The organism is Halomonas sp. LBP4 (assembly GCF_003202205.1).
GTDB classification, from domain to species: Bacteria; Pseudomonadota; Gammaproteobacteria; order Pseudomonadales; family Halomonadaceae; genus Halomonas; species Halomonas flagellata.
The window spans coordinates 38,752-52,287 of record NZ_PDOG01000010.1; the positions used below are offsets into that span (position 1 = coordinate 38,752).

The window sequence follows — 13,536 nt, forward strand, 5'->3', positions numbered from 1 at the left end:
GTGTCGGAATCGAAGCCTGAGTCGAAAAGCGGAGAACCAGAATGGCGAAGGCGCCCCGCGGGGCGCCTGCCAGTCGAAGGGAGAGCCTCAGGTGCCGGCCGGCCCGCCCAGGGGGTCGGAAGGCCGCCGTCGGGGGCCGTCATCGCCCTCCTCGTCTCCGTCGTCGCCCTGCCCCGGCGTCTCCGGCGCCGCCTCGGCCCCGGGCCCACCGGCCGAGGGGGCACCGCTGCCCGGGTCGTCCCAGCCCTCGGGGGGACGCGGCTCGCGCCCTTCCATGATGTCCTTGAGCTGGGTGGCGTCGATGGTCTCGTACATCATCAGCGCCTCGGCCATGGCATCGAGCTTGTCGCGATTGTCCTCGAGGATCTGCTTGGCCTGGGCATAGCAGTCGTCGATGATCTTGCGCACCTCCTTGTCGAGCCTGGTGGTGGTCTCGCCGGACTTGAGCTTGCCGCCCGGACCAGGGCCACCGAGGAACTGGTGGGACTCGTCCTCGTCGTACATGATCGGGCCCATCTCCTCGGAGAGCCCCCACTTGGCGACCATGTTGTGGGCCAGCTCGGTGGCACGCTTGATATCGTTGGACGCGCCCGTCGTCACCCCATTGGGGCCGAGCGTCATCTCCTCGGCGATACGACCACCGAACAGCGAGCAGATCTGGCTGATGATCTGCTGGCGGGAGAGGCTGTAGCGGTCCTCCTCCGGCAGGAACATGGTCACGCCGAGCGCCCGGCCACGCGGGATGATGGTGACCTTGTAGACCGGGTCGTGCTCCGGCATCACCAGACCGATGATGGCGTGGCCCGACTCGTGGTAGGCGGTGTTGAGCTTCTCCTTCTCGGTCATGACCATGGAGCGGCGCTCGGCGCCCATCATGATCTTGTCCTTGGCCATGTCGAGTTCTTCCATGCCCACCAGGCGCTTGTTGCGCCGCGCGGCGAACAGGGCGGCCTCGTTGACCAGGTTGGCCAGGTCGGCACCGGAGAAGCCCGGGGTGCCGCGGGCGATCAGCGACGGCTTGACGTCGTCGGCCAACGGCACCTTGCGCAGGTGCACGTTGAGGATGTGTTCGCGCCCGCGGATGTCGGGCAGCGGCACCACCACCTGGCGATCGAAGCGGCCCGGGCGCAGCAGCGCCGGGTCGAGCACGTCGGGGCGGTTGGTGGCGGCGATGACGATGATGCCCTCGTTGGCCTCGAAGCCGTCCATCTCGACCAGCAGCTGGTTGAGGGTCTGCTCGCGCTCGTCGTTGCCGCCGCCCATGCCGGCGCCACGGGAACGGCCCACGGCATCGATCTCGTCGATGAAGATGATGCAGGGGGCCTGCTTCTTGGCCTGCTCGAACATGTCGCGTACGCGGGAGGCACCCACGCCGACGAACATCTCGACGAAGTCGGAGCCGGAGATCGAGAAGAACGGCACCTTGGCCTCGCCGGCGATGGACTTGGCCAGCAGGGTCTTGCCGGTCCCCGGCGGGCCGACCATCAGCACGCCGCGCGGGATGGTGCCGCCCAGGCGCTGGAACTTGGTCGGGTCACGCAGGAAGTCGACCAGTTCCTCGACCTCCTCCTTGGCCTCGTCACAGCCGGCCACGTCGGAGAAGGTGGTCTTGATCTGGTCCTGGGAGAGCAGCTTGGCCTTGGACTTGCCGAAGCTCATCGGGCCGCCCTTGCCCCCGGCGCCGCCCTGCATCTGGCGCATGAAGAACATGAAGATGCCGAGGATCAGCAGGATCGGGAAGCTGGCGATCAGCAGGCGCGTCCACAGGCTCTGCTGTTCGGGCTCCTTGCCGACCACGGTGACGTTGTTGGCCAGCAGGTCGTCCATCAACTTGGGATCCTCCGCCGCCGGGCGGATGGTCTGGAACTGGGAGCCGTCCGTGCGTTCACCGGTGATCTTGTAGCCATCGATGGTCACGCTGCGGACCTGTTGGTTCTGCACCTGCTGGACGAACTGCGAGTAGTTCGTCGTCTGCGGTGCGGTGTCGACGCTGAAGTTGTTGAACACCGTCAGCAGCACTGCCGCGATGACCAACCACAGGATCAGGTTCTTCGCCATGTCGTTCAAGGGACCACCCTCAATTGCAAAAATCGGTCAGCCGGAATGCGCCTGGCATCTTGGACACTACATGAACGGGCCGTGTTCAGCCCGTGGCGGGCGAATCGGCCCACGCAGTCTGCTTCATGCTCTACTGTGACACAGTCGAGACGCCATGTCCGGCAATGGCGCCAGTAGTCCCTGCCTATCGAGGCGCTACGTATGTCTCTGGGCGGTCGAGGCACTGCCTCAACCACGAAAATTCTCTGCCAGCAGGTAGACTTCACGGGAACGCGCCCGCGAGGCCTCCGGCTTGCGCGTCACCACCCGCCCGAAGCTGCCGCGCAGCTCCTTGAGGTAGGCGTCGAACCCCTCGCCCTGGAACACCTTGGCCAGGAAGCGGCCGCCGGGCGACAGGGTCCGGCGCGCCAGGTCCAGCGCCAGCTCCACCAGGTACATCGCCTGTGGCTGGTCGATCGCCGCCATACCACTCATATTGGGGGCCATGTCGGACATCACAAGGTCCACCGGGCGATCCCCCAGGGCCGCGAGGATCGCCTCGAGCACCGGCTCCTCGGTGAAGTCGCCCTGGATGAACGCGACACCGGCCAGGGCATCCATCTCGAGAATGTCGGAGGCGATCACCACGCCCTTCGGCCCGACCCGCTCCGCCGCCACCTGGCTCCAGCCACCGGGGGCGGCGCCCAGGTCGATCACCGTCATGCCGGGGCGCAGCAGCCGGTCCTTCTCGTCGAGCTCCATCAGCTTGTAGCTCGCCCGGGAACGATAGCCGTCCTGCCAGCTGCGTTGCACGTAGCGGTCGTCGAAATGCTCCTTCAGCCAGCCGGCGCTGCTCTTGCTGGCGCCATGCTTTCTGGCGCCCTGGCCGGCGCCCTTGCGGGAAGAGGGAGAACTTGCCACGGCGTCACCTGTGATGAAACGGGAATGACAGACAGGCGGTCGAGCGGATTCCGGAAAGACCCGGGAGATGCGACGGGGTCCTGACCTGCGGTCCCGGGACGGCATCGGCGCGAGTCCGCGCTTTCGCCGCGCGGCGATTCACCGTACCATGTGCGCAGCGCGCAACCGGGAAGACGCACGATACCATGAGCTTGTCACAGGCACAAAAGAAAGCATTTCGCAGCATCGGCCACCACCTGAACCCGGTGGTCACGGTCTCCGAGAACGGCATCTCGGAGGGGGTGCTGGGCGAACTCGACCGGGCACTCAGCGACCACGAGCTGGTCAAGGTCAAGCTGGCCCTGCCGGAGCGCGACGACCGCGCCGCCATGCTGGAGGAGCTCGTCACCGCCAGCGGTGCCGAGCGGGTGCAGACCATCGGCAAGATGGCGCTGCTCTACCGCCGGAACCCCCAGGCCAACCCCAAGCTCTCCAACGTCAAGCGCTTCGAGGACCATCACGGGCGGCACTAGGCGCTGACGCGCCAGCGGCGAGCCTCGGGCTCCGGGCCGCGAGCATCAGGATGACGAAGAGCAAAGAACCCGCGACATTGTCGCGGGTTCTTTTATGCCCGTAGCTCGTAGCTCAGAGGTGCTCGACCCCGGAGATCTCGTACTCGACATCGCCGCCGGGGGTCCTGACCGCCACCACGTCGCCCTCCTCCTTGCCGATCAGGGCGCGGGCGATGGGCGAGGTGACCGAGATGCGGCCGGACCTGATGTCGGCCTCGTCCTCGCCGACGATGCGGTAGGTCACCTCCTCGTCGGTATCGAGGTTGAGCAACTCGACGGTGACGCCGAAGATCACCTTGCCGGTGCGCGGCAGCTTGGTGACGTCGATCACCTGGGCATTGGAGAGCTTGCCCTCGATCTCCTGGATGCGCCCCTCGATGAAGCCCTGCTGCTCCCGGGCGGCATGGTATTCGGCGTTCTCCTTGAGATCGCCGTGCTCGCGGGCCTCGGCGATGGAGGCGATCACCCTGGGCCGCGCCTCGCTCTTGAGCTCCTCGAGCTCCTTGCGCAGGCGCGCCTCACCGGCAACGGTCATCGGGACCTTGTTCATTGTGCAGCTCCTGCATGCAGTTCCTGAAGCCGACGCACCGTGATCTCGTTACCGTATTCGAGCGCCATGCAAACGGCACTGGCCCCCGCCAGGGTGGTGGCGTAGGGAACCTTGCGGGCGAGCGCGGTACGACGGATCACCGAGGAGTCACTGATCGCCTGACGGCCCTCGGTGGTATTGACGATATAGGCAATCTCGTCGTTCTTGAGCAGATCGACGATATGCGGGCGACCTTCGAACACCTTGTTCACGACCTCGACGTCGAGCCCGGCGGCCTCGAGGGCGGCGGCGGTGCCACGGGTCGCGCACAGTGTGAAACCCAATGCTAGCAGAGAACGGGCCACCTCGATAACACCCGCCTTGTCGGGCTCGCGCACCGAGAGGAAGGCCTTGCGGTCGCCCTCGATGGGGGGAATCGCCTCGCCGGCCCCCAGCTGCGCCTTGTAGAAGGCCTCGGCGAAGGTGTCGCCGCTGCCCATCACCTCGCCGGTGGACTTCATCTCCGGCGACAGGATCGGGTCGACGCCGGGGAACTTGTTGAACGGGAAGACCGCCTCCTTGACGCTGTAGAAGTGCGGCACGATCTCGGCCTCGAAGCCCTGTTCGGCCAGGGTCTTGCCGGCCATGCAGCGGGCGGCGACCTGGGCCAGCGAGGTGCCGATGCACTTGGAGACGAAGGGCACGGTGCGCGAGGCGCGCGGGTTGACCTCGATGACGTAGATCTCGCCGTCCTGCCAGGCCAGCTGCACGTTCATCAGGCCCTTGACGCCGAGCTCCACCGCCATGCGCTTGACCTGGTCGCGCATTTTGTCCTGGACATCGGCGGGCAGCGAATAGGGCGGCAGCGCGCAGGCGGAATCGCCGGAGTGCACGCCCGCCTGCTCGATGTGCTGCATGATGCCGCCGATCACCACCTGCTGGCCGTCGGAGACCGCGTCGATGTCGATCTCGATGGCCGCGTTGAGGAAGTGGTCGAGCAGCACCGGCGAATCGTTGGAGACCTTGACCGCATGGGTCATGTAGTTCTCGAGCTCGGAGGCGTCGTAGACGATCTCCATGGCGCGGCCGCCGAGCACATAGCTCGGCCGCACCACCAGCGGATAACCGATCGCCTCGGCCTTGGCGAAGGCCTCCTCGAAGCTGCGTGCGGTGGCATTGGGCGGCTGCCTGAGGCCCAGCTTGTCGATCATCTGCTGGAAGCGCTCGCGGTCCTCGGCGCGGTCGATGGCGTCGGGGGTGGTGCCGATGATCGGCACGCCGGCGGCCTCGAGCTCGCGGGCGAGCTTGAGCGGGGTCTGGCCGCCGAACTGCACGATCACCCCGACCGGCCGCTCCTTGTCGGCGACCTCCAGCACGTCCTCCAGGGTCACCGGCTCGAAGTAGAGGCGGTCGCTGGTGTCGTAGTCGGTGGAGACGGTCTCCGGGTTGCAGTTGACCATGATGGTCTCGAAGCCGTCGTCGTGCATGGCGAAGGCGGCATGCACGCAGCAGTAGTCGAACTCGATGCCCTGGCCGATGCGGTTCGGCCCCCCGCCCAGCACCATGATCTTCTGGCGGTCGGAGACCTCGGCCTCGCACTCCTCCTCGTAGGTGGAGTACATGTAGGCGGTATCCGAGGCGAACTCGGCGGCACAGGTATCGACCCGCTTGTAGACCGGGCGGATGCCGGCCTTCTGGCGGGTCTTGCGGAACTCCTTCTCGGCGACCCCCAGCAGGCTGGCCAGGCGGGCATCACTGAAGCCCTTGCGCTTCAGCGCGAACAGCTCCCGGGCCGAGAAGTCGGAGAGCGAGCGCTTCGCCACGGCCTGTTCGGTCTTGACCAGGTCCTCGAGCTGGACCAGGTACCAGGGGTCGATGCGGGTCAGCGCGAAGACCTCGTCCACGCCCAGGCCGGCGCGCATGGCATCGGCCACGTAGAAGATGCGCTCGGCGCCGGCGGCCTGCAGCTCGCCCTTGATATGCGCCATGGCATCGGCGGTGAACTCGGTGACGATGGGGTCGAGGCCGTCGTTACCGGTCTCCAGGCCGCGCAGCGCCTTCTGCAGCGACTCCTGGAAGGTGCGGCCGATGGCCATCACCTCGCCCACCGACTTCATCTGGGTGGTCAGGCGGTCGTTGGCCTGGGGGAACTTCTCGAAGGTGAAGCGCGGGATCTTGGTGACCACATAGTCGATCGCCGGCTCGAACGACGCCGGGGTGCGGCCGCCGGTGATGTCGTTCGAGAGCTCGTCCAGGGTGTAGCCCACCGCCAGCTTGGCGGCGATCTTGGCGATCGGGAAGCCGGTGGCCTTGGAAGCCAGGGCCGAGGAGCGCGACACCCGCGGGTTCATCTCGATGACCACCATGCGCCCGGTCTCCGGATCCATCCCGAACTGTACGTTCGAGCCGCCGGTCTCGACGCCGATCTCGCGCAGCACCGCCAGGGAGGCGTCGCGCATGATCTGGTATTCCTTGTCGGTCAGCGTCTGGGCCGGGGCCACGGTGATGGAATCGCCGGTGTGCACGCCCATGGGGTCGAAGTTCTCGATGGAGCAGACGATGATGCAGTTGTCGTTGCGGTCGCGAACGACCTCCATCTCGTACTCCTTCCAGCCCAGCAGCGACTCGTCGATCAACAGCTCATGGTTGTTCGACAGCTCGAAGCCGCGGGTGCAGATCTCCTCGAACTCCTCCTTGTTGTAGGCCACGCCGCCGCCGGAACCGCCCATGGTATAGGAGGGGCGGATGATCGCCGGGAAGCCGAGCTCGGCCTGGATCTCCCAGGCCTCCGCCATGGAGTGGGCGACCTTGGCCCGGGGGCACTCCAGGCCGATACGCTTCATCGCCTGGTCGAAGAGGTCGCGGTCCTCGGCCTTGTTGATGGCATCGGCATTGGCGCCGATCATCTCCACGCCGTACTTCTCGAGCACGCCGTGCTCGTCGAGGTCGAGGGCACAGTTGAGCGCCGTCTGGCCACCCATGGTGGGCAGGATGGCGTCGGGACGCTCGGCCTCGATGATCTTCGCCACCGCCTGCCAGGTGATCGGCTCGATATAGGTGGCGTCGGCCATCACCGGGTCGGTCATGATGGTGGCCGGGTTGGAGTTGACCAGGATGACCCGGAAGCCCTCCTCGCGCAGCGCCTTGCAGGCCTGGGCGCCGGAGTAGTCGAATTCGCACGCCTGGCCGATGACGATCGGGCCGGCGCCGATGATCAGGATGCTCTGGATGTCGGTACGCTTGGGCATGGTGCTTCCCGCAAATAAGGGTGACGAATGACGACGATTCTCTGGCTCAGGCCTGGCGACGGGCCTTCATCATCTCGATAAAGCGGTCGAACAGCGGTGCCACGTCACGCGGTCCCGGGCTCGCCTCGGGATGACCCTGGAAGCTGAAGGCCGGGCGGTCGGTGCGTTCGATGCCCTGCAGCGACCCGTCGAACAGCGAACGGTGCGTGGCGCGCACATTGGCCGGCAGGGTCGCCTCGTCGGCGGCAAAGCCGTGGTTCTGGCTGGTGATCATCACCTGGCCGCTGTCGAGGTCCTGCACCGGGTGATTGGCGCCGTGGTGGCCGAACTTCATCTTCACCGTCTTCGCCCCGCTGGCCAGCGCCAGCAGCTGGTGGCCCAGGCAGATGCCGAACACCGGCAGCTCGGTCTCGAGGATCTCGCCGATCGCCTTGATGGCGTAGTCGCAGGGCTCGGGGTCACCCGGGCCGTTGGCCAGGAAGACGCCGTCGGGGTTCATGGCCATCACCTCGGAGGCCGGCGTCTGGGCCGGCACCACGGTGAGACGGCAACCGCGGGAGGCGAGCATGCGCAGGATGTTGCGCTTCACGCCGTAGTCATAGGCCACCACATGGTAGGGCCGCTCTCCCAAGCCGGTGTCGGCGTAGCCCTCGCCCAGCGTCCACTCGCCCTCGCTCCACTCGTAGGGCGTCTGGCAGGAGACCACCTTGGCCAGGTCCATGCCCTTGAGGCCGGGGAAGGCGCGGGCGGCCTCCAGGGCGCGCTCGACGGCGCCGTCGCCGGAGGCTACGGGCCCGGCGAGGATGGCGCCGTTCTGGGCGCCCTTGTCGCGCAGGATGCGGGTCAGGCGGCGGGTGTCGATATCGGCGATGCCCAGCACGTTCTGGCCCTTGAGATAGTCGGAGAGCGACTGCTCGGAGCGGAAGCTGCTGGCCAGCAATGGCAGGTCGCGGATCACCAGGCCGGCGGCGGCGATGGCGCCGGACTCCACGTCCTCGCGGTTGATGCCGGTGTTGCCGATATGCGGGTAGGTGAGGGTGACGATCTGTCGGGTATAGGAAGGATCGGTCAGGATTTCCTGATAGCCGGTCATGGCCGTATTGAACACCACCTCACCGCTGGTTTGTCCATCGGCACCGATGGCCGTGCCGTGGAATACACTGCCATCTTCCAGGGCCAGTATCGCGGGTCTGTTCAACGCAACGTCCTCCCATGCTCGTCAAGGAATACTGCTCGCCGGGGCGCGGCCGTAAAAAAGCGGGACGAAACCCGATGAAGACCGGTTTCATCCCGCTTGTTGTCATTCGCTCGGAATGCAGGGCCGAAGCAACAAGCGCTCACGGGGCTTTCACCCGATACGCCCGGCCAAAATTTTGGAGATGTTACAGGAAATGGTCCTTGGCGGCTACCCCCGCCCGCTCACTGCCAGAACCAGCGCCCATGATCGGGGCTCCCCTTCGCTTTCCCGACGCCGGCGACCCGTTCGCCAAAAACGGCGTCGAGGTGGCCCCTATGGGGTCAGACCCCGGCCAAGTCAGGAAGCCTGTCGTGGGGCACGTTTCCAGCCGAACCGACACCGCCGGGGTCTGACCCCATAGGGAGCGGAAGCGCCGGAGCCCTACCGCCCACCTTCCGCCAACACATTGATATTCAAAAGGTGTTCCCGGCCCCCTCTCGGGGCCAGCACCGAGCGATACCGCTGGACGTCATAGCCCCAGCACGTCCTGCATAGCGTAGCGGCCGTTGCCCTGGCCGGCCACCCAACGCGCCGCGCGTACCGCCCCCTTGGCGAAGGTCATGCGACTCGACGCCTTGTGGGTGATCTCGATGCGCTCGCCCTCGGTGGCGAACATCACCGTATGCTCGCCGACGATATCGCCCGCCCTGACGGTCGCGAAGCCGATCTCGCGGTCCGAGCGCGGGCCGCACTGGCCGACCCGCTCGAACACACCGTGCTCCTTGAGGGTGCGGCCCAGGCTCTCGGCGACCACCTCGCCCATCTTCAGGGCGGTGCCGGAGGGGGCATCGACCTTGTGGCGGTGGTGCGCCTCGATCACCTCGATATCGTAGCCCTCGTCGCCCAGCGCCTTCGCCGCCGTTTCCAGCAGTTTCAGCGTGAGGTTCACCCCCACGCTCATATTGGGCGCGAACACCATCGGCAGCTTGTCGCGGTAGCCGTCGAGCTCGGCGAGCTCGTCGTCGGACAGCCCGGTGGTGCCGATGACGATGCGCTTGCCGTGCGCGGCACAGAACGCCAGGTTGGCGAGCGTCACCCGCGGGGCGGTGAAGTCGATCAGCACGTCGAAGTCGTCGACGATGGCCTCCAGCGAATCCACCGCGCTCACCCCCAGCCTGCCGACGCCCGCCAGCTCGCCGATATCGGCGCCGGCGAGCGAGCTGCCCGGCTCGACGATGCCGCCGGCCAGGGTGGCCCCGGCATCCTGCTGCACGGCGTTGACCAGGGTGCGGCCCATGCGGCCGGCGACACCGACGATGGCGATACGGGTCATGCGGACTCCTGCGATCTCGAAGACATGAAGATGGGGCAGTATACCAGAGCCGCCCCTCCCCGAGGGCGACGATGCGCTTGGGCAGCTGCGGAGGAATCGCCCACACTGGGCGTATCGATGCGAGGGTCACCGCCATGCACTCGCCCCCCGACCTCCTGCCGCAGGACCACCCGCTGCTGGCACTGCTTCAGCGGCACGAACGCGTGCTGCTGACCGGCGCCCCGGGCAGCGGCAAGACCACCCTGGCCCGGGCCGCGGCCGCCAGCCTGGCCGACGATGGCCTGGCCTGCCACTGCCTGAGCGCCGACCCGGGGCTGCCCGGCGTCGGCCCGCCCGGCGCCGTCTGCCTGGGAGCCTGGCGTGGCGACGCCTGGCAGATCGAGGCGGTGGCGGCGCTCGCCACCCTGGACTCGGCGCGCTTTCGCCTGCCGCTGGCCGAGGCGGTACGCCGCCTGGCCGACCTCGTGCCGGACGGCCCGCTCCTGCTGGATGCCCCCGGCGTGGTGCGCGGCGCCGCCGGGGCCGAACTGCTACCGGCACTGGCCGCGGCCGGACGGGTGACCGCCCTCGTCATGCTGGCCGCCGACGCCAACCCCGGGCCCCTGAGCCATGAGTGCCGCGCCCTGGGCCTCGAACGGCTGCCGCTGCCCCCGGACCCGCGGGCCCGCCACCCGGGGCGGCAGCTGCGCACCCGGCGCCGCACGGACGCCTGGGACGCCTACCTGGCCGACGCCACCGAGCAGACGCTCGACCTTGCACACCTGGCGGTGGTCGGCACGCCGCCGCCACGCTCCGCCCCCGCCGCCTGGCGCGGCCGGCAGGTCGGGCTGCTCGACGCCCGGGGCCACACCCAGGCCCTGGGCGAGGTACTCGCACTGGACGGAGCGAGCCTGCGACTGCGGGCACCACCGCTGACCGAACCGACCGCCACCCTGGTGATTCGCGATGCCCAGCGACGCGGCGACGGGCAACTGGGCACCGCCCGCCCCCACCGCGCGCCGGCCAGGCGCACCGCCGAGCCGACCGAAATGCCCGTCCCCCTGGCGGCCAGGCCGGGGGCACGCCCCCAGGTCCGGCTCACCACCCTGACCGCGACCCTGGTCAATGGCGTCTTCGGCGACCCCCTGCTGCACCTGCGCCTGAGGCACCAGAAGCGCAGCCTGCTGTTCGACCTGGGCGACCCGGGCCGCCTGCCGGCGCGCCTCGCCCACCAGGTGACCGACGTCTTCATCAGCCACGCCCACTTCGACCATATCGGCGGCTTCCCCTGGCTGCTGCGTTCGCGGATCGGCGACTTTCCCGCCTGCCGGCTCTACGGCCCGCCGGGCCTGGCCGACCATCTGGCCGGGCAGATCCGCGGCGTGCTCTGGGACCGGGTGGGCGACAAGGCGCCCCGTTTCGAGGTCACCGAGCTGCACGGCGAACGGCTCGAGCGCTACCGCCTCACCGCCGGCGAGACGCAGCCGACGGCCCTGCCGCCACGACGGGCGGCCGACGGCGTGCTGCACGAGGAGCTCGGCTTTCGCGTGCGCGCGGCGACGCTGGATCACGGCACCCCAGTGCTCGCCTTCGCCTTCGAGCCCGACCTTCAGGTGAAGGTGCGCAAGGAGCGACTGGAGGCCCTCGGCTGGCCGCCGGGCCCCTGGCTGGGCGAGCTCAAGCACCATGTGCTGGCCGGCGAGGGTGCCGCCCGGCTCACCCTGCCGAACGGCGAGCGCTGGCAGGCGGCACGACTGGCGGAGGTTCTGCTGCTCACCGAGCCCGGCCAGCGGCTGGTCTACGCCACCGACCTGGGCGATACCGCGGAGAACCGCCGGCGACTGATCGCCCTGGCCCGGGGGGCCCAGGTGCTGTTCTGCGAGGCCCCCTTCCTGGCACACGAGGCCGACCAGGCGCGACTCACCGGCCACCTCACCGCCCGCGCCTGCGGCGAGATCGCCGCCGCGGCCGGCGTCGACCAGCTGGTCCCCTTCCACTTCTCGCGCCGTCATGCGGGCAACGCCCGGGCGATTCCCGACGAGATCCGCAGCCGCTTCGCTCGCCTGCTGCCCGCGGCCGATGACGGGGAGGAGTGAGCGACCCACGCCGCCCGACGGCTCACCCCCCCGGCGTCGGCGGGCGGCCGTTGCGCAACAGCAGGGCAATGGCCGTCAACACCAGCAGGCTGCCCGGCAGCCAGACCCAGCCGATCCGCTCCGGCGACTCGATGAACAGCAGCAGCATGGAGACGAAGGGCACCAGGTAGCCGTAGGCGGTGACCGCCCCCGGGGTCAGCACCGCGGTGGCCCGCTGCATCAGCCAGAAGGTCAGGGCACTGGAGAAGAGCCCCAGGTAGACCAGCAGCAGGAGGTCGTGCCGGCTCATCGCGGCGAGCCGCCCCACGGGCTCGATCGCCAGGCCCAGCAGGCCGATCAGCCCCCCGCCCAGGCCCAGGCTCCAGAAGGTGCGCACCGCCGCCGACTCGGCCAGGCGCCCGCTGGCCAGCCCCCACTTGCTGAGCACCGGGTAGAGCGCCGAGGAGACGCAGCCGAGGAAGAACACCGCCTCGCCGCTGCCGAGGCTGAACCCTTCCGGCTCACCGAGCGACTCGGCGAAGGCCAGCCCCAGCGCCCCCGCCGCGCCCAGGGCCAGGATCGCCGGCAGCCGCCAGGCCAGGCGCTCGACCCCGAACCCCAGCCCCAGCAGGAAGGCCAGCAGCGGCACGGTGACATAGAGGGTGGCCATGGAGAGCGCCGTGGCATGGTGCGCCGCCCAGAACATGGCGCCGAAGAAGCCCGCCAGGCAGAGCCCCATCAGGCCGTAGAGCGGCAGCGCCCGCCAGCCGGGGAGAAAGGCCGGGGAGCGGCGCGCCAGCCACCAGAGCCCGGCACAGGCGATGGCGAAGCGCAGGGCGGTGAGCGACAGCGGCGGCAGCTCGCTCATCAGCCCCACGGCGGGAAACGACAGCCCCACCAGCACCGCCCACAGCAGCATGCCCAGGTGGGCAACGCGGGTCGGTGACGCGGTGGTGGTCAATTTTCCCAGACGATGACCAGTCCCTCGTCGCCCGCCATGCGCTCGAGGTGGCTCGCCACCACGCCCTCCAGGCGGTCCAGGCCCTCCTCGTCCAGGGCCTCGATGGCCACCACCAGCTTGTCCGCATCGGCCTGCATCAGGCAGGTGCCGTCCTCGAAGGCCACCCGACCCTCGCCCTCCTTCTGCTCCACCTCCAGCTTGTGCGCCCAGTGCTTGCACAGGCGGTTGATCAGCTTCGCCCCGGACTCGGTGGCGATCTCCGCACGCGAAATCGGCATGGCCCTCTCCCTTGTCTGTCGCTGGAAGGCCCAGCCTATGACGAGCCGGGCGCTCGGCGCCAGCCCCGCCCGCCCAGGCCAGCCTCACGGCTAGACGATGCTCAGGCGCTCCTTGCCGGCCATGCGCTCCAGATGACTGGCCACCACGCCCTGCAGGCGCGCCAGCTGTTCGGCGTCGCTGGCCTCGAGACGCACCTCGAGGCGCTCCTCCGTGGCCTGCATGTGGCACACGCCGCCATCGAACACCACCCGCCCCTGGTCGGCATCGACCTCGAGCCGGTGCGCCCAGTGCTTGCAAAGCCGCCGGATCAGGCGCGGCCCGGAAACCGTCTCGACGACGGCTCTGGACTCGATCATACTAGCCAGTCTCCGCGAATGGGAATCATGTACCAAGACCAGCGAAGCTCGATCCCGCCCAGGCAGGGAACACGGCGTTCGCCATGACGC

At 68.6% G+C, this 13,536-nt stretch carries 11 protein-coding genes; 2 read left to right on the top strand and 9 right to left on the bottom strand.

The annotated features are described in order from the left end of the window. Window positions 1–87: 87 nt before the first annotated feature. Both ftsH and rlmE read right to left on the bottom strand, forming a co-directional pair. A complete protein-coding gene (gene ftsH, locus CR157_RS20790) occupies window positions 88–2,067 on the bottom strand; it encodes an ATP-dependent zinc metalloprotease FtsH (RefSeq protein WP_110285432.1) in 1,980 nt (659 codons plus the stop codon). A 219-nt stretch (window positions 2,068–2,286) separates the two neighbouring features. Then, window positions 2,287–2,958 carry a 23S rRNA (uridine(2552)-2'-O)-methyltransferase RlmE gene (rlmE, locus tag CR157_RS20795; protein WP_258364248.1) on the bottom strand — a complete coding sequence of 224 codons (672 nt, stop codon included), beginning with the start codon at window positions 2,956–2,958 and terminating at the stop codon, window positions 2,287–2,289. Between the two features lie 185 nt (window positions 2,959–3,143). On the opposite strand from rlmE, the gene yhbY reads away from it, so the two are divergent. After that, complete coding sequence (yhbY, locus tag CR157_RS20800) at window positions 3,144–3,470, top strand: ribosome assembly RNA-binding protein YhbY (RefSeq protein ID WP_110285434.1); 327 nt, start codon at window positions 3,144–3,146, stop codon at window positions 3,468–3,470. A 112-nt stretch (window positions 3,471–3,582) separates the two neighbouring features. Here yhbY and greA read toward each other — a convergent pair whose 3' ends face one another. From greA to dapB, 4 genes are all read right to left on the bottom strand, one after another. After that, complete coding sequence (greA, locus tag CR157_RS20805) at window positions 3,583–4,059, bottom strand: transcription elongation factor GreA (protein WP_110285435.1); 477 nt, start codon at window positions 4,057–4,059, stop codon at window positions 3,583–3,585. After that, entirely contained in the window at window positions 4,056–7,286 is a 3,231-nt protein-coding gene (carB, locus tag CR157_RS20810; RefSeq protein ID WP_110285436.1) for a carbamoyl-phosphate synthase large subunit, read from the bottom strand. Before carB ends, greA begins: the two co-directional genes overlap by 4 nt. 46 nt (window positions 7,287–7,332) lie before the next feature. After that, window positions 7,333–8,484 carry a glutamine-hydrolyzing carbamoyl-phosphate synthase small subunit gene (carA, locus tag CR157_RS20815; RefSeq protein ID WP_110285437.1) on the bottom strand — a complete coding sequence of 384 codons (1,152 nt, stop codon included), beginning with the start codon at window positions 8,482–8,484 and terminating at the stop codon, window positions 7,333–7,335. A gap of 508 nt (window positions 8,485–8,992) precedes the next feature. After that, on the bottom strand, window positions 8,993–9,796 hold the full coding sequence (gene dapB, locus CR157_RS20820; RefSeq protein WP_110285438.1) for a 4-hydroxy-tetrahydrodipicolinate reductase: 804 nt from the start codon (window positions 9,794–9,796) through the stop codon (window positions 8,993–8,995). A gap of 134 nt (window positions 9,797–9,930) precedes the next feature. Here dapB and CR157_RS20825 point away from each other — a divergent pair, with 134 nt between their 5' ends. Further along, window positions 9,931–11,871, top strand: coding sequence for a Clp1/GlmU family protein (locus CR157_RS20825; protein ID WP_181422134.1), 1,941 nt, complete (start codon window positions 9,931–9,933; stop codon window positions 11,869–11,871). 22 nt (window positions 11,872–11,893) lie between these two features. Here CR157_RS20825 and CR157_RS20830 read toward each other — a convergent pair whose 3' ends face one another. The 3 genes from CR157_RS20830 to CR157_RS20840 form a co-directional block, all read right to left on the bottom strand. Continuing rightward, window positions 11,894–12,811, bottom strand: a complete 918-nt coding sequence (locus CR157_RS20830) for an EamA family transporter (RefSeq protein ID WP_258364249.1) — start codon at window positions 12,809–12,811, stop codon at window positions 11,894–11,896. After that, window positions 12,808–13,089 (bottom strand): DUF2218 domain-containing protein, encoded by a 282-nt coding sequence (locus CR157_RS20835; RefSeq protein WP_110285440.1) that lies wholly within the window; start codon window positions 13,087–13,089, stop codon window positions 12,808–12,810. The genes CR157_RS20830 and CR157_RS20835 overlap by 4 nt, the downstream gene beginning before the upstream one ends. A 90-nt stretch (window positions 13,090–13,179) precedes the next feature. Beyond that, entirely contained in the window at window positions 13,180–13,446 is a 267-nt protein-coding gene (locus tag CR157_RS20840; RefSeq protein ID WP_110285441.1) for a DUF2218 domain-containing protein, read from the bottom strand. Window positions 13,447–13,536: the final 90 nt, after the last annotated feature.